This window comes from Pseudomonas sp. MWU12-3088, assembly GCF_023242405.1.
Lineage (GTDB): Bacteria > Pseudomonadota > Gammaproteobacteria > Pseudomonadales > Pseudomonadaceae > Aquipseudomonas > Aquipseudomonas kribbensis.
This window is the reverse complement of record NZ_JALJEA010000002.1, coordinates 384,968-407,253: the sequence shown is the minus strand read 5'-3', so window position 1 is coordinate 407,253 and position 22,286 is coordinate 384,968. Positions and strand designations below refer to the sequence as shown.

At 62.2% G+C, this 22,286-nt stretch carries 21 protein-coding genes; 9 read left to right on the top strand and 12 right to left on the bottom strand.

The genetic code is table 11. From position 1 onward, the window contains the following. Positions 1 to 33 precede the first annotated feature (33 nt). Positions 34 to 1,197 carry an AlgP family protein gene (locus M5B98_RS07650; protein WP_248742362.1) on the top strand — a complete coding sequence of 388 codons (1,164 nt, stop codon included), beginning with the start codon at positions 34 to 36 and terminating at the stop codon, positions 1,195 to 1,197. On the opposite strand, the gene M5B98_RS07645 is transcribed toward M5B98_RS07650, so the two are convergent. Further along, positions 1,194 to 1,655, bottom strand: a complete 462-nt coding sequence (locus M5B98_RS07645) for a TIGR02444 family protein (RefSeq protein WP_248742361.1) — start codon at positions 1,653 to 1,655, stop codon at positions 1,194 to 1,196. The two genes, M5B98_RS07650 and M5B98_RS07645, sit on opposite strands and share 4 nt — an antisense overlap. A 50-nt stretch (positions 1,656 to 1,705) precedes the next feature. Here M5B98_RS07645 and M5B98_RS07640 point away from each other — a divergent pair, with 50 nt between their 5' ends. The 3 genes from M5B98_RS07640 to M5B98_RS07630 all read left to right on the top strand — a co-directional run bounded on the left by M5B98_RS07640 (position 1,706) and on the right by M5B98_RS07630 (position 4,944). After that, a complete protein-coding gene (locus M5B98_RS07640) occupies positions 1,706 to 3,616 on the top strand; it encodes an ATP-binding cassette domain-containing protein (protein ID WP_248742360.1) in 1,911 nt (636 codons plus the stop codon). Next, complete coding sequence (locus M5B98_RS07635) at positions 3,616 to 4,197, top strand: mechanosensitive ion channel family protein (RefSeq protein WP_096817368.1); 582 nt, start codon at positions 3,616 to 3,618, stop codon at positions 4,195 to 4,197. Before M5B98_RS07640 ends, M5B98_RS07635 begins: the two co-directional genes overlap by 1 nt. Positions 4,198 to 4,311: 114 nt before the next feature. Then, entirely contained in the window at positions 4,312 to 4,944 is a 633-nt protein-coding gene (locus tag M5B98_RS07630; protein ID WP_085708946.1) for a LysE family transporter, read from the top strand. Between the two features lie 60 nt (positions 4,945 to 5,004). Here M5B98_RS07630 and M5B98_RS07625 read toward each other — a convergent pair whose 3' ends face one another. The 5 genes from M5B98_RS07625 to M5B98_RS07605 form a co-directional block, all read right to left on the bottom strand. After that, the gene (locus tag M5B98_RS07625) at positions 5,005 to 5,748 is read right to left on the bottom strand and encodes a penicillin-binding protein activator LpoB (RefSeq protein ID WP_085731448.1); all 744 of its coding nucleotides are present in this window, start codon (positions 5,746 to 5,748) and stop codon (positions 5,005 to 5,007) included. 3 nt (positions 5,749 to 5,751) lie between these two features. Beyond that, positions 5,752 to 6,339, bottom strand: coding sequence for a penicillin-binding protein activator LpoB (gene lpoB / locus M5B98_RS07620; RefSeq protein ID WP_007951848.1), 588 nt, complete (start codon positions 6,337 to 6,339; stop codon positions 5,752 to 5,754). A gap of 36 nt (positions 6,340 to 6,375) precedes the next feature. Then, on the bottom strand, positions 6,376 to 6,750 hold the full coding sequence (locus tag M5B98_RS07615; RefSeq protein WP_192552538.1) for a YcfL family protein: 375 nt from the start codon (positions 6,748 to 6,750) through the stop codon (positions 6,376 to 6,378). A 15-nt stretch (positions 6,751 to 6,765) separates the two neighbouring features. Then, the gene (locus M5B98_RS07610) at positions 6,766 to 8,160 is read right to left on the bottom strand and encodes a COG3014 family protein (protein WP_248742359.1); all 1,395 of its coding nucleotides are present in this window, start codon (positions 8,158 to 8,160) and stop codon (positions 6,766 to 6,768) included. A 206-nt stretch (positions 8,161 to 8,366) separates the two neighbouring features. Next, positions 8,367 to 9,767, bottom strand: a complete 1,401-nt coding sequence (locus M5B98_RS07605) for a COG3014 family protein (RefSeq protein ID WP_248742481.1) — start codon at positions 9,765 to 9,767, stop codon at positions 8,367 to 8,369. A gap of 176 nt (positions 9,768 to 9,943) precedes the next feature. On the opposite strand from M5B98_RS07605, the gene M5B98_RS07600 reads away from it, so the two are divergent. Both M5B98_RS07600 and M5B98_RS07595 read left to right on the top strand, forming a co-directional pair. Further along, positions 9,944 to 11,839: an FTR1 family protein gene (locus tag M5B98_RS07600; RefSeq protein WP_248742358.1), complete on the top strand. Its 1,896-nt coding sequence runs from the start codon at positions 9,944 to 9,946 to the stop codon at positions 11,837 to 11,839. A 4-nt stretch (positions 11,840 to 11,843) separates the two neighbouring features. Continuing rightward, positions 11,844 to 12,299 carry a YaiI/YqxD family protein gene (locus M5B98_RS07595; RefSeq protein WP_065258237.1) on the top strand — a complete coding sequence of 152 codons (456 nt, stop codon included), beginning with the start codon at positions 11,844 to 11,846 and terminating at the stop codon, positions 12,297 to 12,299. A 130-nt stretch (positions 12,300 to 12,429) separates the two neighbouring features. Here M5B98_RS07595 and elbB read toward each other — a convergent pair whose 3' ends face one another. Continuing rightward, positions 12,430 to 13,098: an isoprenoid biosynthesis glyoxalase ElbB gene (gene elbB, locus M5B98_RS07590; RefSeq protein WP_085708951.1), complete on the bottom strand. Its 669-nt coding sequence runs from the start codon at positions 13,096 to 13,098 to the stop codon at positions 12,430 to 12,432. Between the two features lie 116 nt (positions 13,099 to 13,214). Here elbB and M5B98_RS07585 point away from each other — a divergent pair, with 116 nt between their 5' ends. Next, entirely contained in the window at positions 13,215 to 14,450 is a 1,236-nt protein-coding gene (locus M5B98_RS07585) for a sterol desaturase family protein (protein ID WP_248742357.1), read from the top strand. On the opposite strand, the gene M5B98_RS07580 is transcribed toward M5B98_RS07585, so the two are convergent. After that, positions 14,431 to 15,087 carry a DedA family protein gene (locus M5B98_RS07580; RefSeq protein ID WP_085708953.1) on the bottom strand — a complete coding sequence of 219 codons (657 nt, stop codon included), beginning with the start codon at positions 15,085 to 15,087 and terminating at the stop codon, positions 14,431 to 14,433. The genes M5B98_RS07585 and M5B98_RS07580 overlap by 20 nt on opposite strands. A 208-nt stretch (positions 15,088 to 15,295) precedes the next feature. Here M5B98_RS07580 and hemB point away from each other — a divergent pair, with 208 nt between their 5' ends. Together hemB and ppk1 are read left to right on the top strand one after the other, a co-directional pair. Continuing rightward, positions 15,296 to 16,309, top strand: a complete 1,014-nt coding sequence (hemB, locus tag M5B98_RS07575) for a porphobilinogen synthase (protein ID WP_248742356.1) — start codon at positions 15,296 to 15,298, stop codon at positions 16,307 to 16,309. 18 nt (positions 16,310 to 16,327) lie between these two features. Then, complete coding sequence (gene ppk1, locus M5B98_RS07570) at positions 16,328 to 18,553, top strand: polyphosphate kinase 1 (protein ID WP_114886240.1); 2,226 nt, start codon at positions 16,328 to 16,330, stop codon at positions 18,551 to 18,553. 66 nt (positions 18,554 to 18,619) lie between these two features. Here the strand turns inward: ppk1 and ppx are convergent, their stop codons facing one another. The 4 genes from ppx to M5B98_RS07550 all read right to left on the bottom strand — a co-directional run bounded on the left by ppx (position 18,620) and on the right by M5B98_RS07550 (position 22,277). Continuing rightward, on the bottom strand, positions 18,620 to 20,122 hold the full coding sequence (gene ppx / locus M5B98_RS07565) for an exopolyphosphatase (protein ID WP_134828472.1): 1,503 nt from the start codon (positions 20,120 to 20,122) through the stop codon (positions 18,620 to 18,622). A 103-nt stretch (positions 20,123 to 20,225) separates the two neighbouring features. After that, entirely contained in the window at positions 20,226 to 20,963 is a 738-nt protein-coding gene (locus M5B98_RS07560) for an amino acid ABC transporter ATP-binding protein (protein ID WP_114886236.1), read from the bottom strand. After that, a complete protein-coding gene (locus M5B98_RS07555; RefSeq protein ID WP_085708957.1) occupies positions 20,950 to 21,600 on the bottom strand; it encodes an amino acid ABC transporter permease in 651 nt (216 codons plus the stop codon). The genes M5B98_RS07560 and M5B98_RS07555 overlap by 14 nt, the downstream gene beginning before the upstream one ends. Continuing rightward, on the bottom strand, positions 21,597 to 22,277 hold the full coding sequence (locus M5B98_RS07550) for an amino acid ABC transporter permease (protein ID WP_248742355.1): 681 nt from the start codon (positions 22,275 to 22,277) through the stop codon (positions 21,597 to 21,599). Before M5B98_RS07550 ends, M5B98_RS07555 begins: the two co-directional genes overlap by 4 nt. Positions 22,278 to 22,286: the final 9 nt, after the last annotated feature.

The window sequence follows — 22,286 nt, the reverse complement described above, 5'->3', positions numbered from 1 at the left end:
TGAGCCGCACTCACGTCAGCCAGGAGGTAAACCATGTCGGCCACCAAGAAGCCTGTAAACACTCCGTTGCACTTACTCCAACAGCTCTCGGGCAGCCTGCTCGAACATCTGGAAAACGCTTGCTCCCAAGCCTTGGCTGATGCTGAAAAACTGCTCGCCAAACTGGAAAAGCAACGCGGCAAGGCACAAGAAAAACTGCACAAATCCCGCACCAAATTGCAGGACGCAGCCACAGCCGGTAAAGCCAAGGCGCAGACCAAGGCCAAGGCTGCCGTGAAGGAACTCGAAGACCTGCTCGATGCGCTGAAGGATCGTCAGTCCGACACCCGCAGCTACATTCTGCAACTCAAGCGCGATGCCCAGGAAAGCCTGAAACTGGCCCAGGGTGTTGGCCGTGTTCAGGAAGCTGTCGGCAAGGCGTTGTCCCTGCGTTCGGCCAAACCGGCAGCGGCGCCTGCGAAAAAAACGGCCGCCAAACCTGCTGCAAAAGCACCGGCCAAAGCACCAGTGAAAGCCGCCGCAAAACCTGCAGCGAAGAAACCCGCAGCCGCAAGCGCTGCTAAACCTGCAGCTAAAACCACCGCTGCAAAACCTGCTGCCGCCAAGCCGGCTGCAGCGAAACCAGCCGCTGCCAAACCTGCTGCGCGAACCGCTGCTGCAAAAGCGGCTCCGGCAAAAACCGCAGCTGCCAAACCGGCCGCTAAACCAGTCGCCAAAACCGCCGCCAAACCGGCAGCGAAACCAGCGGCCAGAACGGCTGCTGCCAAGCCTGCGGCCAAAACCGCTGCCAAACCGGTTGCAGCCAAACCCGCTGCCAAAGCTGCAGCGAAACCTGCGGCCAAGCCTGCGGTAAAAACAGCGGCTAAACCTGCTGCTGCCAAACCTGCTGCGAAACCAGCCGCCAAACCGGCTGCTGCTGCCAAGCCTGCAACTGCCGCCGCCAAGCCAGCGACCGCCGCTAAACCGGCCGCCAAGCCAGCCGCTAAACCTGCTGCAAAACCAGCAGTGAAAAAACCAGCCGCTGCCAAGCCAGCTGCAGCCAAACCGGCCACCGCTCCTGCTGCCAAACCTGCCGCTCCGGCAACCCCGGCTGCAACCACAGCACCTGCATCGGCCGCCACTACCTCGACCACCGCAACCACGCCATCCTCGGCGCCGGTGTCGAGCGTCGCCAGCAACCCGACCAGCGCTTCCTAAGCGCCGGTCGCCGCGACGCGCAGCACTTGCAGCGCGTCGCGGTTCAGGTTGGCCGCAGGGCCGGCCAGCACCTCCAGCCAGTCACTCGATTCCTTCGAATTACGCTTCCATCCCTGCGCTACGCCTTCAAGTCGCGACAGCAACGCGCGCTCCGCCTCCAGCTCCAGCCCCTTGATCTGCTCGCGCATACCCTTGAGCACAGGATCGGTGTCGGCCAGACTTTTCCACTGCATGCGCATCGCGCGCAGCGGTTGAACCACCTCTTTGTCCCAAGGGATGGTCAGCTCTTGAAGCTGCCTCGTGCGTACCTCGTCGCAGGTCGCATCGCGCTGTTCCAGCCACAAACCACACAGCATCAGGCACACGTTGCCCCCCGCCGATTGCAGGCGCAGGCAGGCATCCTCCACGCCGGGACGGGCGTAGATGGCAAGGGCAAAGCTCCACAGGTCAGAGGACATCGTGCTACTCGCGCCAGTTGCGGACGAAGCTGGTAGACTCCGCCGCCATTATGATCCGACTTCAGAACCTGACTTTACAGCGTGGCCCGCAACGTCTGCTAGAAGACGCCGAGCTGACCCTGCACGCCGGCCACAAAGCCGGCCTCATCGGTGCCAACGGCGCCGGCAAATCCAGCCTGTTCGCCTTGCTCCGCGGTGAGTTGCACCCGGATTCGGGCGACTGCCTGCTGCCGGCCGACTGGCGTATCGCCCACATGCGCCAGGAGGTCGACACCCTCGAGCGGCTGGCGGTCGACTACGTGCTTGATGGCGACCTGCGCCTGCGCGAGGTCCAGCGTGACCTCGCAGCCGCCGAAGAGGCCCACGACGGGGCTGCTCTGGCGCGCCTGCACGCCGAACTCGACAGCGCCGACGGCTACACCGCCGACGCGCGGGCGCGCAAGTTGCTGGCCGGTCTTGGTTTCACCAACGAGCAGATGGATCGTCAGGTAGGAGATTTCTCCGGTGGCTGGCGGATGCGTCTGAACCTTGCGCAGGCTTTGATGTGCCCGTCAGACCTGCTGCTGCTCGACGAACCGACCAACCACCTGGACCTCGACGCCATCATCTGGCTCGAAGAGTGGCTGAAAAGTTACCCCGGCACCTTGTTGCTGATTTCCCACGACCGGGACTTCCTCGATGAAGTGGTCGATCACGTGGCCCACGTCGATCAGCGCAAGCTGGTGCTCTACCGTGGCGGCTACACCGCGTTCGAGCGCGCCCGTGCCGAGCGTCTGGCCCAGCAGCAACAGGCCTACGAGAAGCAGCAGGCGCAACGTGCGCACATGGAAAGCTACATCGCCCGGTTCAAGGCCCAGGCCACCAAGGCCCGTCAGGCCCAGAGCCGGATCAAGGCACTTGAGCGGATGGAAGAGCTGTCGGCAGCTCACGTCGATTCGCCGTTCGACTTCGTGTTCCGCGAGTCGACCAAGATCTCCAGCCCGCTGATCGACCTGTCCGATGCGCGTTTGGGTTACGGCGAGAAAACCGTGCTGGAGAAGGTCAAGCTGCAACTGACCCCCGGTGCGCGGATCGGTCTGCTCGGCCCCAACGGCGCCGGTAAATCGACCCTGATCAAGAACCTCGCCGGCGAGCTGTTGCCGCTGGCCGGGCGCCTGACTCGCGGCGAGAACACCGTGGTCGGCTACTTCGCCCAGCATCAGCTCGATTCGCTGGATGCCAAGGCCAGCCCGTTGCTGCACCTGCAACGTCTGGCACCGACCGAGCGTGAGCAGACCCTGCGCGACTTCCTCGGCGGTTTCGACTTCCGTGGCGCACGGATCGACGAGCCGGTGCTGAACTTCTCCGGTGGCGAAAAGGCCCGTCTGGCCCTGGCGTTGATCGCCTGGGAACGGCCGAACCTGTTGCTGCTCGACGAACCGACCAACCACCTGGACCTGGAAATGCGCCTGGCGCTGACCATGGCGTTGCAGGAGTTCAGCGGCGCGGTGCTGGTGGTTTCCCACGATCGGCACCTGCTCAAGAGCACCACCGACAACTTCTTCCTGGTCGCGGACGGCAAGGTCGAGGAGTTCGATGGCGACCTCGAAGACTACGCGCGCTGGCTGGTGGAGTATCGCCAGCGCAACGCCCCGGTCAGCAACACGCCGGTGAACCCGGACAAGACCGACAAGAAGGCCCAGCGTCAGGCTGCGGCTGCGTTGCGTCAACAACTGGCACCGCACAAGCGTGAAGCCGACAAGCTCGAAGCCGAGCTGGGCAAGCTGCACGAGAAACTGGCCAAGGTCGATGCCAGCCTCGGCGACAGTGATCTCTACGAGCCGGCACGCAAGAACGAATTGCGCGACCTGCTGGCCGAACAGGCCAAGCTGAAAGTCCGCGAAGGCGAGCTTGAAGAGGCGTGGATGCAGGCGCTGGAAACCCTGGAAACCATGCAGGCGGAGCTGGAGGCGCTGTCCTGATGGACGCGTTCAAGCTGCCGTTGCCGGCGGTGTGGATCGAGCCGATCTGGCTGGGTGTACAGATTCTGCTGATCCTGCTGGCGGGGTACTTCGCTCAGCGTGTCGTCGCGCGGTTCCTGACGCGCCTGGGCGAGAAGTATCCGTTCCCGCCGCAGTTGTTGATGCCGCTGCGCGGTGGCCTGCGCTGGCTGATCATGGGCAGTGCGCTGATCTTCGTGCTGGAGCGTCTCGGTGTTTCTGCCACCGTGCTGTGGACGGCACTGTCTGGCTTCGTCGCCGTTGCCGCCGTGGCGTTCTTCGCCATGTGGAGCGTGTTGTCGAACCTGCTCTGCGCGATTCTGATTTTCACCGTCGGCCCGTTTCGTCTGGGCGATGTGGTGGAGCTGGTGGACACCACCGACAAGCCCGGCGTCAAAGGCCGGGTGGTGGCGATCAATCTGCTCTACACCACGCTGATCGAGGCCGAAGAACTTGGCACCGGCAGCGCCATGGTGCAGGTCCCCAACAGCCTGTTCTTCCAGCGCTCGGTAAGACGCTGGCGCGGGTCGGATGTGTTTCCTTCCAGCGGTTTCGAAAAGTGATCGGGCGCCGGCCACGTTGGTCGGCGGCCGCAACATCCTGAAAAAAATCGGTAGTCATCCAGCCTGAATCCCATTAGCTTGGACGTTTGTCACGAGTCTGAGTCGAGGTGTGCGATGGAGCTTCAAACATGGCTGGCGTTTTTTGCCGCGTGTTGGGTAATCAGCCTTTCTCCGGGCGCCGGCGCGATTGCGTCGATGTCCAGCGGTCTGCAATACGGTTTCTGGCGCGGTTACTGGAACGCCCTGGGCCTGCAACTGGGCCTGGCCCTGCAGATTGCCATCGTCGGCGCCGGTGTCGGCGCAATCCTCACTGCTTCGGCCACCGCGTTCCATGCGATCAAATGGTTTGGTGTCGCCTACCTGGTTTACCTGGCGATCAAGCAGTGGCGCGCACTGCCGATGGACATGAGCGATGACGCGGCGGTACGCCCGATCGGCCGGCCGATGGCGCTGGTGTTCCGTGGATTCCTGGTGAACATCAGCAACCCCAAGGCCCTGGTGTTCATGCTGGCGGTGCTGCCGCAGTTCATCAATCCTCACGCACCGCTGCTGATCCAGTACGTGGTGATCGGCGTGACCATGATCTGCGTCGACCTGATCGTCATGGCCGGCTACACCGGGCTGGCGTCGAAGGTGCTGCGTCTGCTGCGCACACCGACCCAGCAAAAACGCATGAACCGTACGTTTGCCGGGCTGTTCATCGGTGCAGCGGCGTTCATGGCGACGTTGCGCAAAGCTGCTGCGTAAAGCGGGCAGGCATAAAAAAGGCGACCTTTTCAGGTCGCCTTTTTCGTTTCCGGCAGTCGGTCAGTGCAGAATCACCGGCGCCGTATCACGCGGCAGATTGTTGCGCTGCTGCGGTTCACGCGGCTGCTCGTAACCGCCACCGCCGAGCTGCATGCTCAGTTGCCCGGCCACGTCTTCACCCAGCGCCTTCGAGACATCACGCACCACCCGTGGGCGGTTCAGCGAGATCTTGATGTCGCGGTGGTTCACCAGTTTGGTGTCCTGCGCTTCACCCATGGCCGTGAAGGCCGAGGTGATTTCGTAGGTCTTGGTGTTGATCAGGCTGAAATCCGCCACCAGCGTCAGGCCCAGTACGGCTGAATAGCTGTCGGTGTTGGCCAGCTCGTTCATGTCCTGAGTGAAGTCGATGTCGGACACCGTACCGAACAGCACATAGTCGGCGCCTTTGAAGTTGCCGGCCTTGATCCGCTTGATCACGTCGTATACGTCACCCTTGGAAGACGCCGTGTACGGCGTGCCTTGCACCAGCTGGAACATGCCGGTGCGCAGGATTTCACCCTTGATGTCGCCGGTGAATTTACGCAGTTCGCCTTGTTCGATGTAGCTGGTGGACGCTTCAAGCTCGTTGTAGTTCGACGAACCGCTGGAGCTGTAGTAGCCCTCACGGTAATTGTTCTGCGCCGAAACGATGTGGATGTATTGCTCCACGCGTTCCTGGTACGCCAGATCCGTTACCGCGACTTTCGGGGCCGCTTGCGCGCTGAACGCACAAGCCAGGGCCATCATGCCAATCCATGCGCGCATCGATTAACGCTCCGTGGTTTTGCGGATCTCTTTCTCGTCCATCCACTCGGCCAGACCGCTTTCAACGTCGATCAGTTGCAGGCTGAATTTGTAGAAGACGTCCTTGTAGTCGCTGCTGCGCTTGACGATCGAGCTGATCGAACCTTCAAGACGGTATTTGGCGGCGATCATGTTGCCAGTCTTGGCCACGGTGCTTTTCTTGTACAGGCCGCTCTGGTTTTGCAGCTTGAGCTGGTCGACCTGGCTCTGCATTGCGGTGTTGTCGCTGGCGAAGCGGGCGGTGCCGGACTTCATCAGCTGGGTCTTGATGCTGGTGGTGATTTCGCGGGTGTCGATGTATTCGCTGGTCTTGTTCTTCACGTCGTAGACCTGCACCACCGGACGGCCCTGCAGAATGCCGGACTGGGCCAGGGAGCGGGTCATCGACTCGGCGATCATCTGCAGGTCGGTCGAGCCGAACTCGTTGGTCACGGTTTCAACGGCCTTGGTGTCGCCGTAGCTGATGTTTTTGCTGCCCAGGGTCGGCGAAGTGTTGGCGCAACCGGAGGCCAGCAGGGCGAGGACAGCGATGAAGGAAAAGCGTGCAAACATGGGAATGTTCTCTGAATCGGGAATAGGGTGTCGGGCTTAAGGCGTTTTCATTTCAAGACGGAAGTCCACGGCTTTCGGCGTCGGGGCGATGCCCTGGATGAAGCTGGTCTGGGCGCCGTACATCATCTGGCTCTTCCAGACTTCTTCTTCGGCGATCGGGAAGCCTTCCGCGCCGAGCCAGGCGAAGCGGTAATAGAACGTCTTGTTGCTGTTGAGGGTGTTGGTCAACTGCACATTGACGGTCATGAAGCCGTTCTCGCGGGCGACGCGCATGGCGCCGACCGCAATGTGTTTCTGCGGGCCCATGGCCACGACCTTGCTCGCGGCGCTGCCCGGTTCCGGTGGTGGCGGGGTGGCGCAGCCGCTGGCCAGCGCGGCGAGGGCGGCGACAGCGAAGAGTTTGAAACGCATGCAAAGACTCCGTTCTTAAGGTTGTTTGAGGCTGGCTACGGCGGTGGTGCCGGCGCTCGGGGTCACGTGGGCGGCGAGGCCGGCGGCGAACACCTGATTGCCGACGGCGCGCAGGGTGATGACCTGATAACGCTGATCGACGGTGACCTTGACCTGCGTGCCACCCACGGCGCTCGGCAGAGTAACCTGATGCTCGCCCTTTTTCAGGCGCAGACGTACCACTTGAGTGGTGTCCGGCAAGGTACGCCATGTACGGGTATCGGCACCTTCGAGCACCGCTGAAGAAATACCCACGGCCAGACCCGCCAGCGGGTTGGTTTCGTTGATCTTCTTCTGCGCCACGCCTTTGGTGATTGCCCGCACCATGGTGCGCACGATGATGCCCGGCATGTCATCGCGCAGGGCGCGGCGGGACATGGCGGTGGTGCTGTTGAGAGCGGTCAGGTTCAGTTGCTGGCCGTCGACGCCGATCTGCGCGAAGGTCGCGGTCGAGGTGTCAGGCTTGATGATCGGGAACGACAGCGGGGTGATCACCACGTTGTTGGAGATCGGCAGCGGCAGCGGTACGCGGATCGAGTCGCGGGCCGGTGCCAGACCGCTTTGCACCACGATCAGGACGTCGCTGTCATCGCTCTTGACCGGTTTGTCGAGGTTGACCAGCGCCTGCTCCAGCAGCGGCGTGTTCGGGCGCAGTTCGGCTGCCTTGCGGTAGCCCGGCGCGGCCAGGTCTTTTTCATCCAGGGCTTCGTAGACGAAACCGGCCAGATAGTGGCTGAACGCACTCTGGTAGCTGTTCTTCAGGCCGACCACTTCCGGGGCGTCGAGGCTGGCGACCGGGTAGCCTTGCAAGTCCTTGTACTGGGTCTTGATGCCTTCTTTCTCGGCTTGCTCTTCGCTCTTGAGGTATTCCTTGTCACGCAGGTCGGCGATCACGGCTTCACGTTCGTGGGTCTTCTTGATCGCGGTGCGGGCGCCGTCGAAATCGTTGACCGCCAGCAGGTTCAGGGCCATCTGCGTGGTCAGCATGACTTTTTCGTAGTCGTAGCCTTCGTAGCGACGGACCTTGTCGTTGACCAGGAAACTGCCGAACTGGGCCAGGTACTTGTCGGTGTCCAGCTTGACCGAATCTTCCCACTTGCCCACCACCTGGTCGGCGCTGGTCCAGGCGTTCTGGCTGCCGGACAGGTCGCCCTTGGCGCGCAGCAGTTCACCTTTCTCGAAGTAATAGAGCAGGTCCTTGTCCGGGCCGGTGTTGTTCTTTTCCAGCAGGGTCAGGGCGGCGTCGACGTTGCCGGTGGCCAGTTGCTGATTGGTCTGGGCCAGTTCGGAATCGTAGTTGCGAAACGCCGAACAGCCGGACAGCAGAGTGACTGCGCCAAGCGCGATCAGAGTGGGAGCGCGGAATGCCATGGGGTACTTCTTCCATGAGTAGCGACAGCCTCGGGTGCGGGTCGGGCTGCTGGGACCGATCGGCAGTGGCGCTGGCCTCCTGCCAATTCCTCATAAACAGAGGAGCTTTAATGCCGCGTCGCGATAACGAGGGCGCGGCATTATAAGCGGGCGATGCTGGCTATGTAATAGCTTTTTAATTGCACTGGTTAGTTAGATGCCATTATTTATTTCAGGCCGGATACCACGCGGCTTTCCGCTGAAACGGGTGCCTGGAAAGCACTGCCATTGGCATAGATACGGTCGCCCAAGGCACGCAGGCCGATGATCTGGCGATCCTGATCGATGCGGATTTTCAGTGGGGCGACACCGGGTGCGGTTGGCAGGCTGATCGAGTGTTCGCCTTTCTTCAGACGCAGGCGCAACACTTGAGTGAGGTTGGGCAGGGTGCGCCAGGTGCGGGTGTCTGCGTGCTCGAATCCATCGTAATGGGTCACGTAGGACGCTTTGGCCGGGTTGCGCCGATTGTCGGTGCCCTGGACGTCTGCGGCGAGGAACGCTCGATACGTGGTGCGTTGAATGATCCCGGGCATGTCGTCACGCAGGGTGCGCAAGGACATGTCGGTGATATTGTTGACCGTGATCAGCTTCTTCTGGCGGCCGTCGAGGCTTATCTGATTGAAAGGCTGGGTGGAGGTGTCGGGCACCATCACCGGAAACGACACATTGGCGACGATCACCTGACCGTCTTCAAGCTTCACCGGATACGGCACGCGCACCGAGCTGCGAGCCGGTGCCAGCCCGCTTTGCACGATGATCAGCACGTCGCTTTCGCCGGCCTTGAGTCCGGGGCTGTCGAGGTCACGCAAGGCCTGTTGGAAGAACGGCATGTCAGGACGCAGTTCAATGGCCTGACGATAACCCGGGGCCGCCAGATCCTTTTCGCCCAGGGCTTCATACGTGAAGCCGGCCAGATAGTGGCTGAACGCACTTTGATAGCCGTTCTTCAGGGCGATGACCGCCGGCGAGTCCAGCATGACCACCGGGTAACCTTGCAGGTCCTTGTAATGCACGCGGGCGCCCCCGTCCTTGGCGGCGTTTTCAACACGCTCGTACTCCAGCTCTCGCTGCCGGGCGATCAGCGTTTCGCGCTCGTGGGTCTTCTTGATGTCCGCACGGGCGCCATCGAAATCATTCACGGCCAACTGATTCAGGGCCATTTGCGTGGTCAGCATGACCTTTTCATAGTCGTAGCCATCGTAGCGACGAATCTTGTCGTTGATGATGCTGCCCCATTGATTGCCCAGGGCGGAAAGCAGCTTGTCGCCAGTGGTTTCGATGGCGTCCTGGCGCTGGATCACCATCTGTTCGGCGCTGCGCCAGGCGACCTGACTCTGTGGCAACTCGCCGGCGGCGCTGAGTACCGCACCTTTCTCGAAGTAATACAGCAGGTCTTTTTCTTCATCCGGGTTATGCGCCTCGATCAGGGCCAGCGCACCGTCGGTGTTGCCTGCTTTCAATTGCTCGGTGGTCTGTTGCAGTTCCAGGTCGTAATTGCGGTAGGCCCCGCAACCGCTCAGTTGCAGGAGCGCACTCAACAGCAAGGGAAACAGCAGGCAATGGCGCATGACCACGAGATCTTCCTTAATCGAAAGGGGCGAAAGGCGACGCAGTATAGAGGCGAGTGATGGCTATGTGCTGCAACCCGTTGTGCGTAATCCTGATGCGGCCAACGAGAAAGCTTGAGTCAGCCTCCATCGACGTGAACAATGTGTTACTTCGCATTTCCAATTGAGACCCCTTCATGACTGCCTCGTCCCGATTCCTGGCCTGGCTGGTGTTCCCGTTGTTTGCCCTGAGCAGCTTCAATCTGCTGGCCGATACCGTGGAAGGCGCGCCGCAAGCGCTGCACCTGCTCGATTACATCAGCGCCGATTACCCGCCAACGGTGGAGGCGGGCAAGGTCATCGACGATGCCGAATACCGTGAACAACTGGAGTTCACCCGCGCGCTGCAGGGTTTGATTGCCGGCATGCCGGCCAAACCGGAGAAGGCCGGCCTGGAGCAGGGCATCGACGCGCTGCTGGCTGCGATCACCGCGAAGCAGGACGGCGCGGACGTCGCCCGTCAGGCCCGGCAACTGGGGGCGAAACTGGCGGTGGCCTATGAAGTCAGCCAGGCGCCGATCATTACCCCGGATCCGACCCGTGGTGCGCCGCTCTATACCCAGCACTGCTCGGTGTGTCATGGCGCCAACGGGGCCGGCGATGGCCCTGCGGGTGTCGGCATGGAGCCCGCGCCGGCCAACCTGCGTGATGCCAAGCGTCTGGACCATCTGAGCCTCTACGCGATCTACAACACCCTCGGCCAGGGCGTCGAAGGTACCGACATGCCGGCCTTCGCCGATCAACTGGACGACCGTCAGCGCTGGGATCTGGCGACCTACATCGCCCAGTTCAGTGCCGACCCGGCCACGGCCAAGTCCGACAAGACCTACAACATCGCCGACCTCGCCCGTCAGACGCCGGCCGAAGTGCAGGCCGCCGAAGGCCCGGCCGCCGCCGCGACCTTCCGCGCACAGCGGGCGCAACCGCCGCAGGTCAAGCGTGGTCCGGCGCAGTTGCTCGACTACACCGCCGCGACTCTGGACAAAAGCCTCGCCGCCTACCGCGCCGGTGAACGTGATCAGGCGTATGACCTGTCGGTTGCAGCCTATCTGGAAGGCTTCGAACTGGTCGAAAGTTCGCTGGATAACGTCGACGCCAACGTGCGCAAGGACACCGAAAAATCCCTGATGGCCTACCGGCAATCGCTGCAGGACGGCTTGTCGGTGGAGCAGGCCGAACAGCGTCTCGACGCGGCCAAGGCCAGGCTCAAGGAGTCCGCCGATTTGCTGGGCAGCGACGGCCTGAGCTGGTCGCTGAGCTACATCTCCGGGCTGCTGATTCTGCTGCGCGAAGGCCTGGAAGCGATTCTGGTGCTGGCGGCGATCCTCGCGTTCCTGCGCAACACCGGCCAGCAATCGGCGGTGCGCAGTGTCAACGTCGGCTGGGGTCTGGCGCTGTTGGCCGGTCTCGGCACCTGGGCGCTGGCGGCGTATGTGATCGATGTCAGCGGTTCCCAGCGTGAATTGCTGGAAGGCGCCACGGCGTTGTTCGCCAGTGTCATGGTGCTGTGGCTCGGGGTGTGGATGCACGACCGTCGGCATGCGGCAGCCTGGCAGGATTACATCAAGCAGAGTCTGGTCGGTGGCGGCGGGCGGTTCGGCTTCGCGGTCCTGGCGTTTTTCTCGGTGTACCGCGAGCTGTTCGAAGTGATCCTGTTCTACGAAACCCTGTGGCTGCAGGCCGGCCCTGCCGGGCATAACGCGGTATTGGCGGGCGGTGCCACGGCACTCGTCCTGCTGTTCGGTCTTGCCTGGATCATTCTGCGCGGTTCGGCGAAGTTGCCGTTGACACTGTTTTTCAGCATCAACGCGGGGCTGCTGTGCGCGCTGTCGGTGGTGTTTGCCGGTCATGGTGTGAAGGCGTTGCAGGAAGCCGGGATCTTCGGCACCCGGCCCGTGGCGTTCTTCGATTTCGAATGGCTGGGGATTCATGCCGACGCCTACTCGCTGACGGCGCAGGCCGTGGCGATTGCAGCGATCATCGTGCTGTACGGCCGCAGTCGGGTGGCGGAAAAGCGCCGGGTGGCGGCCTGAGATGATGCGCGTATGGATCGACGCCGACGCCTGCCCGAAGATGGCCAAGGAGCTGGTGGTCAAGTTCGCCCTCAAGCGCCGCTTCGAGGTGGTGCTGGTGGCGGGGCAGCCGCAAAGCAAACCGGCACTGGCGATCGTCAAGCTGATCGTGGTGCCGAGCGGCCCGGATGCGGCGGATGATTATCTGGTGGAGCACGCGGTGCCGGGCGAACTGGTGATCTGCAGCGATATCCCGCTGGCCGACCGGCTGGTGAAGAAGGGTGTTGCAGCGCTGGACCCGCGCGGCAAGGAGTTCGACGCGCAGAACATGGGTGAGCGGCTGGCGACACGCAACCTGTTCACTGATCTGCGTGAGCAGGGTCAGGTCAGCGGTGGCCCGGCGCCGTTCGGCGACCGGGAGAAGCAGGCGTTCGCCAATGCGCTGGACCGGATCCTCACCAGGCTCACCCGCAAACCCTGAACATTACATAAATCCCTTGTGGGAGCGGGCTTGCTCGCGAACGCGTTGTGTCATTCAACGAATAGTTGTCTGACCTGACGTTTTCGCGAGCAAGCCCGCTCCCACATTGGTTTTGTGTTCGACCGAGAGATCAGGCGTCGTTTTCGTGGGTCAGCTCAAGCACGCGATCCACCAGTTTGTTAATCCCCGAAGCCGCTTCACTGATCGACTGCGCCAGCATGTAGGCCGGGGTAGTCACGAGTTTGCGCGCCTTGTCTTCGATGATGTCGGTCACCGCGCAGTCTTCGTGGGTGGCGCCCATCTTGCCGATGGCCTTGGCCGTCTCCGCGTCATTGCCGATGGTGCAGGTCACGCCCGGGCCGTAGATCTTCGCGGCCAGTGCCGGCGAAATGCACATCAGGCCCACCGGTTTGCCCGCTTCGGCAAACGCCTCGGTCAGCGCCAGCACGTCCGGCTGGACGCAGCAGCCGGCGCCGTCGGCGGCGAAGTTCGACAGGTTCTTCGCTGCACCAAAACCGCCGGGCACGATCAGCGCATCGAAATCATCGACATCGGCTTCACGGACATCCTTGACGTTGCCCCGGGCGATGCGCGCCGACTCCACCAGCACGTTGCGCGACTCGGGCATCTCTTTGCCGGTGAGGTGGTTGATCACATGCAATTGCGCGATGTCCGGGGCGAAGCACTGCACCTGGGCGCCGCGCTGATCCAGGCGCAACAGGGTGATGACGCTTTCGTGGATCTCGGCGCCGTCGTACACGCCGCAACCGGACAGGATCACTGCAACTTTTTTGCTCATGGGTTTCTCTCCAGATTCATGGCGCTAAATGTCCACTAATTTGTCGTTCGTTGCCATAGGGCCAAGCCGTGGCTACACCTAGGATCTGTGCACACGGATCTCGATCAGGGCGCGTCATGAACTTCATTCTGTATGCGGTGCCGTTTTTCTTCGTATTGATCGCGGCAGAGCTGATCGCCGACCGTTGGCGCGGGGTGAGTAACTATCGCCTGGCCGATGCGGTGAACAGCATCAGCACCGGGGTGTTGTCGACCACCACCGGCCTGCTGACCAAAGGCGTTGGGCTGGTGACCTACGGCTTTGCCCTGGAGCATCTGGCGCTGCTCAGGTTGCCTGCAGACAGCGTCTGGACGTGGGTCTTCGCTTTTGTCCTCTACGACTTCTGCTACTACTGGCTGCACCGCATGGGCCACGAGCGGAACATTCTCTGGGCCGCTCATTCGGTGCATCACCAGAGCGAGGACTACAACCTGTCCACCGCCTTGCGCCAGACCAGCACCGGGTTTCTGCTGGGCTGGATCTTTTACCTGCCGATGGCCGTGCTTGGCGTACCGCTGCTGGTGTTCGTCAGTGTCGCGGCGATGAACCTGCTGTATCAGTTCTGGGTTCATACAAAGCACATTCCCAAGCTCGGCTGGTTCGAATGGTGCTTCGTCACCCCGTCCAATCATCGGGCCCACCATGCACAGAACGCTCTCTACATGGATCGCAACTATGGCGGGGTGTTCATTATTTGGGATCGTCTGTTCGGCTCGTTCCAGGAAGAGGACGACAATGAACCGGTGATTTTCGGCGTGACCACACCGCTGGCGAGCTGGAATCCGCTGTGGGCCAACCTGCAGTTTTACGCGCAGTTGTGGGACGATGCGCGGCGCGCCGGGAGCAAACGGGACAAGCTGCGGATCTGGTTCATGCGTACCGGATGGCGTCCGGCGGACGTGGCGGAGAAGTACCCGATGCACAAGCCGGACTTGAGCCGTTTCCGCAAATTCGAAGTGCCGCTGGGCGTCCGACAGCAGTGGTACGTGCTGCTGCAATTCGGCGTGTATGTGGCGCTGGGCAGTTACCTGATGAATCTGGAGCGCAGCCTGTCGACCGGCGCTCTGGTACTGGGCTGGGGCGCGGTGGCGTTCGGTTTGTTCGTGTTGGGAGCGGCCCTGGAAAATCGCCCGTGGGCGTTGAGGCTGGAGCTGCTGCGGCTGGCGGCGAATCTGCCGCTGGTGTGGCTGGCGCCGCAGGTGGGGCTATGGCCGGCCAGCCCCGAGGTCTGGGCCGGTCTGCTCGGTTACAGCCTGCTCAGTGGCATCGGGCTGTATTATTGCCGCCAGCGGTTTACTCGGCTGGCGTCTTAGGTTCGGCGGATTTGGCCTGTTCGGCTTTGTGCCGTTCGGCCTTGGCCAGTTGCTCGGCCTGCTCGTCCTCGTAGACCTTCTTGGCCAGCCGGGCATTCTTGAACCGGCGGCGCAGCCACAGGCCGACGCCCAGCACCAGCAGCGCGCCGAGCACCCACAGTTCATATTTCTTGATGCTACCCAGCATGCCTTCAAGCACCGCACCGAAGTGGTACGCGGCTGCGGCCAGGGCGGCGGCCCAGATCGCTGCGCCAATCCCGTTCAGCAGCAGATAGCGTCCCGGCGGGTAGCCCGACAGGCCGATCGCCACCGGCATCACCGTGCGCAGGCCGTAAACGAAGCGGAAGCTCAGGACCCAGATGTCCGGGTGCTTGCGGATATGCTCCAGCGCGCGGTCGCCCATCATTTGCCAGCGCGGTTTGCGCGCCAGCAACTTGCGCCCGTGCTTACGGCCCAGGAAGTACCACAGCTGATCGCCGGCATAGCTGCCGAAGAACGCCACGACCACCACCAGGTTGATGTCCATGTAGCCACGGAACGCGAGGAAGCCCGCGAGCACCAGGATGGTTTCGCCTTCGAAGAACGTGCCGAGAAACAGGGCAAAGTAGCCGAAGTCATGCAGAAATTGTTGGAGCATTGTCTGGGTGCTGGCGAAATGAACGCGCAGCCTAACCCTTCGGGCACATTCAGGAAAGTGTCGAAATGTGTCTCGACGTTAACATTTCCTACAACGACAATGGATTGCGGCTACATGTCACAGGGGTGCACATAACTGTAATACGACCGTCATAATGGCCGCTTATAACTGCCACACTCGCCCGTCTGCGCGGGCTCAGGAGTCTGCCGTGAGCTTTACCCCAGCCAACCGCCTGTTCCCCGCCACCCGCCTGCGTCGCAATCGTCGTGATGATTTTTCCCGGCGACTGGTGCGTGAGAACGTGCTGACGGTCGATGACCTGATCCTGCCGGTGTTCGTGCTGGACGGTGAGAACCGTCGCGAAGCCGTGGCCTCGATGCCGGGTGTCGAGCGCCTGACCATCGACCTGCTGCTTGAAGAAGCGGCGAAATGGGTCGAGCTGGGAATTCCGGCGCTGGCGCTGTTCCCGGTCACGCCACCTGAACTCAAATCCCTCGATGCCGCCGAAGCGTGGAATCCCGAAGGTATCGCCCAGCGCGCCACCCGCGCCCTGCGTGACCGCTTCCCGGAGCTGGGCGTGATCACCGACGTCGCCCTCGATCCGTTCACCACTCACGGTCAGGACGGCATTCTCGATGAAGAAGGCTATGTGCAGAACGACATCACCGTCGATGCACTGGTCAAACAGGCGTTGTCCCATGCCGCCGCTGGCGCCCAGGTGGTGGCCCCGTCGGACATGATGGACGGTCGCATCCAGGCGATTCGCGAGGCGCTGGAGCTGGCCGGTCACGTCAACGTGCGGATCATGGCCTACTCGGCCAAGTACGCCAGCGCCTATTACGGCCCGTTCCGCGATGCCGTGGGTTCGGCCATGAACCTGGGCAAGGCGAACAAGGCGTCCTACCAGATGGACCCGGCCAACAGCGACGAAGCGTTGCACGAAGTGGGCGCGGACTTGTCTGAAGGCGCGGACATGGTCATGGTCAAACCCGGCATGCCTTACCTGGATATTTTGTTCCGGGTAAAAGATGCCTTCAAAGTGCCGACGTTCGTCTATCAGGTTAGCGGCGAATACGCCATGCACATGGCGGCGATCCAGAATGGCTGGTTGAGCGAAGGCGTGATCCTCGAATCCCTGACCGCCTTTAAACGTGCCGGCGCTGATGGCATCCTGACTTACTTTGCTGTCCGTGCCGCTCAATTGTTACGAGAGCAGAAATAGCCCTCCCAGGAACATTCGATGAATACCGAAGGACTCACTGAAGTTGCCGTAAAAGAAGCTCAACCCGTGGTCGAGCAGATTACCGAAACCCCGCCGGAACTGGAGCCTGCGCCACCCGCGCCGGCCACCGAGCCCGCAGCGGCGGCGCCGGCGATCGCGATTCCCGGCCTGGATGACAGCAGCCTGTATATCCACCGGGAATTGTCGCAACTGCAGTTCAACATCCGCGTGCTGGAACAGGCGCTGGACGAGTCCTACCCGTTGCTGGAGCGGCTGAAGTTCCTGCTGATCTTCTCCAGCAACCTCGACGAATTCTTCGAGATCCGCGTCGCCGGCCTCAAGAAGCAGATCACCTTCGCCCGTGAGCAGGCCGGTGCCGACGGCCTGCAACCGCATCAGGCCCTGGCCCGCATCAGCGAGCTGGTCCACGGTCATGTAGACCGCCAGTACGCGATCCTCAACGACATCCTGCTGCCGGAGCTGGAAAAGCATCAGGTGCGCTTCATCCGTCGCCGCTACTGGACGACCAAGCTCAAGACCTGGGTACGTCGTTACTTCCGCGACGAGATCGCGCCGATCATCACTCCGATCGGCCTCGACCCGACGCACCCGTTCCCGTTGCTGGTGAACAAGAGCCTGAACTTCATCGTCGAACTCGAAGGTATCGACGCCTTCGGTCGCGACTCCGGTCTGGCGATCATCCCGGCGCCGCGACTGCTGCCACGGATCATCAAGGTGCCGGAAGAAGTCGGCGGCCCTGGCGACAACTATGTGTTCCTGTCGTCGATGATCCACGCTCACGCCGATGACCTGTTCCAGGGCATGAAAGTAAAAGGCTGCTACCAGTTCCGCCTGACGCGAAACGCCGACCTGGCGCTCGACTCAGAAGACGTCGAAGACCTGGCCCGCGCCCTGCGTGGCGAGTTGTTCTCCCGTCGTTACGGTGACGCCGTGCGCCTGGAAGTCGCCGACACCTGCCCGAAACACCTGTCGGACTACCTGCTCAAGCAGTTCAATCTGAGCGAGACGGAGTTGTATCAGGTCAACGGTCCGGTGAACCTGACGCGTCTGTTCAGCATCACCGGCCTGGACAGCCATCCGGAGCTGCAATACACGCCGTTCACCCCGCAGATCCCGAAACTGCTGCAGAACAGCGAGAACATTTTCAGCGTCGTCAGCAAACAGGACATCCTGCTGCTGCACCCGTTCGAGTCGTTCACCCCGGTGGTCGACCTGCTGCGCCAGGCCGCGAAAGACCCGCACGTTCTGGCCGTGCGCCAGACCCTGTACCGCTCCGGCGCCAACTCGGAAATCGTCGATGCACTGGTAGATGCCGCGCGTAACGGCAAGGAAGTGACAGCGGTCATCGAGCTGCGTGCACGCTTCGACGAAGAATCCAACCTGCAGCTGGCCAGCCGACTGCAAGCGGCCGGTGCGGTGGTGATCTACGGCGTGGTGGGCTTCAAGACCCACGCCAAGATGATGCTGATCCTGCGTCGCGAGGCCGGCGAGATCGTGCGTTACGCGCACCTCGGCACCGGTAACTACCACGCCGGCAACGCCCGTCTGTACACCGACTACAGCCTGCTGACCTCTGACGACGCCTTGTGCGAAGACGTCGGCAAACTGTTCAGCCAGTTGATCGGCATGGGCAAGACGCTGCGCATGAAGAAGCTGCTGCACGCGCCGTTCACCCTGAAGAAGGGCATGCTCGACATGATCACCCGCGAGACGCAATTCGCGCTCGACGGCAAGCCGGCGCACATCATCGCCAAGTTCAACTCGCTGACCGATCCGAAGATCATCCGCGCGCTGTACAAGGCCAGCCAGTCCGGCGTGCGCATCGATCTGGTGGTGCGCGGCATGTGCTGCCTGCGTCCGGGCATCGCCGGGGTTTCGCACAACATTCACGTGCGCTCGATCATCGGCCGCTTCCTTGAACACACCCGGGTGTTCTACTTCCTCAACGGCGGCGAGGAACAGATGTTCCTGTCCAGTGCCGACTGGATGGAGCGCAACCTCGACAAGCGCGTCGAGACTTGCTTCCCGGTGGAAGGCAAGAAGCTGCTGACCCGGGTCAAGAAAGAGCTGGAGCTGTACCTGACCGACAACACCCACAGCTGGAGCCTGCAGTCGGACGGCCGCTACATCCGCAACACGCCGACCGGCAACCAGAACCCGCGCAGTGCGCAGGCGACGTTGCTGGAGCGGCTGGGCAGCCCGATTCTGCCGGTGAGCAGTTGACTGCAGGTCTCAAGACGATAAAAAAGGCGATCCATCCGGATCGCCTTTTTTGTGCCTGCCTTTGACTCAGTGCACGGTCAGGACAACGCCCACTCGCGTCAGCCACTCGGCCTCAAGCGCGAAATCCGCCTGGGTCAGCTGGTTTTCATCCAGCCAGTTCTCCGGGAACTCCACGTCGAGGTTGTCGCCATTGGCGTGCAACGCGACCTGCGGCATGGTCTGGGTGCCGCGAATGTGGTGGAACAGGATCGCGAAGCGCAGCAGTACGCACAGGCGGATCAGCTTGTCGCCGTCCTCGCCGAACTCGGCGAACTTGTCCTTGGGGATGTTGCGGCGGTGGCCGCGCACCAGCAGGGCGAGCATTTGCTGGTCTTCGCGGGAGAACCCGGCGAGGTCCGAGTGCTCGATCAGGTAGGCGCCATGCTTGTGGTAGTGGTAGTGAGCGATGTCGAGCCCGACTTCGTGCACTTTCGCCGCCCAGCCCAGCAATTCGCGCCAGATGCCGTCGTCCAGTTGCCAGTCCACGGCCACCTGATCGAAGGCATGCAGGGCTTTGCGCTCGACTCGCGCGGCCTGTTCCAGGTCGACGTGGTAGCGCTCCATCAGCGAGGTCAGGGTGCGTTCGCGCACGTCTTCGTGATGATGGCGGCCGAGCAGGTCGTAAAGAACGCCTTCACGCAGCGCACCTTCGCAGTGATCCATGCGTTGCAGTTCGAGGGCGTCGAAGATCGCTTCGAGAATCGCCAGGCCCGCCGGGAAGATTGCCCGACGGTCAGGCTTGATGCCTTCGAAGTCGATCTTGTCGACGTCGCCGAGCTTGAACAGGCGACGCTTGAGCCACGCCAGGCCTTCGGCGTTCACTTCGCCTGTGCCGTGTCCGCCGGCCTTCAGCGCCAGGCCGATGGCACGGATGGTGCCCGAGGAGCCGATGGCTTCATCCCAGGTCAGGCGATGCAGGGCGTGTTCGATGCTCATGATTTCCAGCCGCGCCGCCGTGTAGGCCTGGGCGTAGCGGGCCGGAGTGATCTTGCCGTCCTTGAAGTAGCGCTGGGTGAAACTCACGCAGCCCATTTGCAGGCTTTCGCGCAACAACGGTTCGAAGCGCTGGCCGATGATGAATTCGGTACTGCCGCCGCCGATGTCGGCGACCAGGCGTTTGCCCGGGGTGTCGGCGAGGGTGTGGGACACGCCGAGGTAGATCAGACGCGCCTCTTCACGGCCGGAGATGACTTCCACCGGGTGGCCGAGGATTTCTTCGGCGCGGTGGATGAACTCCAGGCGGTTGCGCGCTTCGCGCAGGGCGTTGGTGCCGACGATCCGCACGGCGCCCAGCGGCATACCGTTGATCAGTTGGGCAAAACGCTTCAGGCAATCGAGCCCGCGCTGCATGGATTCTTCGTTGAGATGGCGCTCATCGTCGATGCCGGCGGCCAGCTGAACCTTCTCCCCGAGACGTTCGAGAATACGGATTTCGCCGTTCTGGGCCTTGGCCACGACCATGTGGAAGCTGTTGGAGCCCAGGTCGATCGCGGCGATCAGGGACAGATTCTTGGCTTGGGATTGCGGCATGGTCTGGGGTCTCGGTCGATAACCCTGACATCGTGCCACGATCAAAGGCTGCCGCCAACGCGCATGGTTCAAACCCTTGATTTAGCGCACTGACGGCCTGCTTTCAGCCTGCGGCTTCTGCGGTTCCGATGAAATTCGCCAGCTCCGGCGTCTGCGGGTCGGCAAACAGTACCTTCGGATCGCCCACCTCGTGCACTTTGCCCTGGTGCATGAACACCAGTTTGTCCCCGACCTCCCGGGCGAAGCGCATTTCGTGGGTGACCATGATCAATGTCATGCCTTCTTTGGCCAGTTGCCGGACCACGCTGAGCACTTCGTTGACCAGTTCCGGGTCCAGCGCCGAAGTGATCTCGTCGCACAGCAGCACCTTGGGCGACATCGCCAGCGCACGGGCAATCGCCACGCGCTGTTGCTGGCCCCCGGAAAGCCGATCCGGGAACGCATCGAATTTTTCACCCAGGCCGACGCGCTCCAGCATCTGCCGCGCCAGTTCCTGCGCTTTGGCCTTGGGCACTTTCTGCACCACTTGCGGCGCGAGCATCACGTTTTCGCCCACCGTCAGGTGCGGGAACAGGTTGAACTGCTGAAAGACCATGCCGACTTTCTGCCGCAGGCTGCGCAGGTCGGCGCGGGCCGCGTCGAGGTATTCGCCGTCGACCTCGATCACGCCGTCGTTGATCGATTCAAGACCATTGAGGGTGCGTAGCAGGGTGGATTTGCCCGAGCCGCTGCGGCCGATGATCGCCACCACCTGGCCTTCCTCGACGCTCAGGTCGATGCCTTTGAGCACGTGGTGATCGCCGTAGTATTTATGCAGGGCGGAAATTCTAAGCAGAGGCATGCAGTCTCCTTTCCAGGTAGCGCGCACTGAGGGACAGGGGGTAGCAGAGCAGGAAGTAGCCGGCGGCGACGAGGCCGTAGACCATAAACGGTTCGAAGGTGGCGTTGGCGAGCATGCCGCCGGTCTTGGTCAGTTCGGTGAAGCCGATGATCGAGGTCACGGCGGTGCCTTTGACCACTTGCACCGAGAAGCCCACGGTCGGTGCCACGGCAATCCGCAGCGCCTGCGGCAGGATCACGTAGCGCAGTTGCTCCAGCGGATTGAGCGCCAGGCTCGACGAAGCCTCCCACTGGCCATTGGGAATCGCCTCGACGCAGCCGCGCCAGATCTCCGCCAGGTAGGCGCTGGTGAACAGCGTCAGGGCAATCGCCGCCGCCATCCACGGCGAAATCTCCACCCCGGCCAGCGCCACGCCGAAGAACACCAGAAACAGCTGCATCAGCAATGGCGTGCCCTGGAACAGTTCGATCCAGGTGCGGGCAATGCTGCTGGGCAGCGGGTTTTTCGAGATGCGCATGACCAGGATCAGCAACCCGACGATGCCGCCGCCGATGAACGCCACCAGTGACAGCGCCAGCGTCCATTGCAGGCCGGTGAGCAGGTTGCGCAGGATGTCCCAGAACGTGAAGTCGCTCATTGGCTGCTCCTTGCGCTGCTTTTCGTCAGGTAACGGCGGCCAAGCCAGTTCAATATCTGACGGATCAGCAGCGCCATGCACAGATAAATGAGGGTGGTCAGGGCATAGGTTTCAAAAGCGCGGAAGTTGCGCGACTGAATGAAGTTGGCGGCGAAGCTCAACTCCTCGGTGGCGATCTGCGAACACACCGCCGAGCCGAGCATGACGATGATGATCTGGCTGCTCAGCGCCGGCCAGACCTTGCCCAGCGCCGGCAGCAGCACCACGTGGCGGAACGCTTCGAAACGGCTCATCGCCAGCGCGGCCGCTGCTTCCAGTTGCCCGCGCGGGATCGCCTGGATGCCGGCGCGGATGATCTCGGTCGAGTACGCGCCGAGATTGATCACCATCGCCAGCACCGCCGCCTGCCACTCGGAAATCTGCACGCCGAGGGACGGCAGGCCGAAGAAGATGAAGAACAGTTGCACCAGGAACGGCGTGTTGCGGATCAACTCCACATACACGCCGAAAATCGCCGAGAACGGGCGGATATTCCACGCCCGTACCAGCGCCCCGACGATCCCCACGCCAACCCCGAACAGCGCGCCAATGGCCGTCAGCTCAAGGGTGAACAGCGCCCCGCGCAGCAGCAGGTCGGTGTTTTCCACCACCGGCAAGAAATCGAACTGATAGGCCATGAAAGTCTC

Bases quoted from the DNA above. Each gene is read 5' to 3' on its own strand.
- ppx (WP_134828472.1), bottom strand. From the start codon at position 20,122: ATGCCGCAATCCCAAGCCAAGAATCTGTCCCTGATCGCCGCGATCGAC.
- M5B98_RS07605 (WP_248742481.1), bottom strand. From the start codon at position 9,767: ATGCGCCATTGCCTGCTGTTTCCCTTGCTGTTGAGTGCGCTCCTGCAA.
- M5B98_RS07560 (WP_114886236.1), bottom strand. From the start codon at position 20,963: ATGCCTCTGCTTAGAATTTCCGCCCTGCATAAATACTACGGCGATCAC.
- M5B98_RS07600 (WP_248742358.1), top strand. From the start codon at position 9,944: ATGACTGCCTCGTCCCGATTCCTGGCCTGGCTGGTGTTCCCGTTGTTT.
- M5B98_RS07630 (WP_085708946.1), top strand. From the start codon at position 4,312: ATGGAGCTTCAAACATGGCTGGCGTTTTTTGCCGCGTGTTGGGTAATC.
- M5B98_RS07610 (WP_248742359.1), bottom strand. From the start codon at position 8,160: ATGGCATTCCGCGCTCCCACTCTGATCGCGCTTGGCGCAGTCACTCTG.
- M5B98_RS07555 (WP_085708957.1), bottom strand. From the start codon at position 21,600: ATGAGCGACTTCACGTTCTGGGACATCCTGCGCAACCTGCTCACCGGC.
- M5B98_RS07585 (WP_248742357.1), top strand. From the start codon at position 13,215: ATGAACTTCATTCTGTATGCGGTGCCGTTTTTCTTCGTATTGATCGCG.
- elbB (WP_085708951.1), bottom strand. From the start codon at position 13,098: ATGAGCAAAAAAGTTGCAGTGATCCTGTCCGGTTGCGGCGTGTACGAC.
- M5B98_RS07595 (WP_065258237.1), top strand. From the start codon at position 11,844: ATGCGCGTATGGATCGACGCCGACGCCTGCCCGAAGATGGCCAAGGAG.
- M5B98_RS07645 (WP_248742361.1), bottom strand. From the start codon at position 1,655: ATGTCCTCTGACCTGTGGAGCTTTGCCCTTGCCATCTACGCCCGTCCC.
- ppk1 (WP_114886240.1), top strand. From the start codon at position 16,328: ATGAATACCGAAGGACTCACTGAAGTTGCCGTAAAAGAAGCTCAACCC.
- M5B98_RS07615 (WP_192552538.1), bottom strand. From the start codon at position 6,750: ATGCGTTTCAAACTCTTCGCTGTCGCCGCCCTCGCCGCGCTGGCCAGC.
- M5B98_RS07650 (WP_248742362.1), top strand. From the start codon at position 34: ATGTCGGCCACCAAGAAGCCTGTAAACACTCCGTTGCACTTACTCCAA.
- M5B98_RS07550 (WP_248742355.1), bottom strand. From the start codon at position 22,277: ATGGCCTATCAGTTCGATTTCTTGCCGGTGGTGGAAAACACCGACCTG.
- lpoB (WP_007951848.1), bottom strand. From the start codon at position 6,339: ATGTTTGCACGCTTTTCCTTCATCGCTGTCCTCGCCCTGCTGGCCTCC.
- M5B98_RS07635 (WP_096817368.1), top strand. From the start codon at position 3,616: ATGGACGCGTTCAAGCTGCCGTTGCCGGCGGTGTGGATCGAGCCGATC.
- M5B98_RS07640 (WP_248742360.1), top strand. From the start codon at position 1,706: ATGATCCGACTTCAGAACCTGACTTTACAGCGTGGCCCGCAACGTCTG.
- M5B98_RS07625 (WP_085731448.1), bottom strand. From the start codon at position 5,748: ATGCGCGCATGGATTGGCATGATGGCCCTGGCTTGTGCGTTCAGCGCG.
- M5B98_RS07580 (WP_085708953.1), bottom strand. From the start codon at position 15,087: ATGCTCCAACAATTTCTGCATGACTTCGGCTACTTTGCCCTGTTTCTC.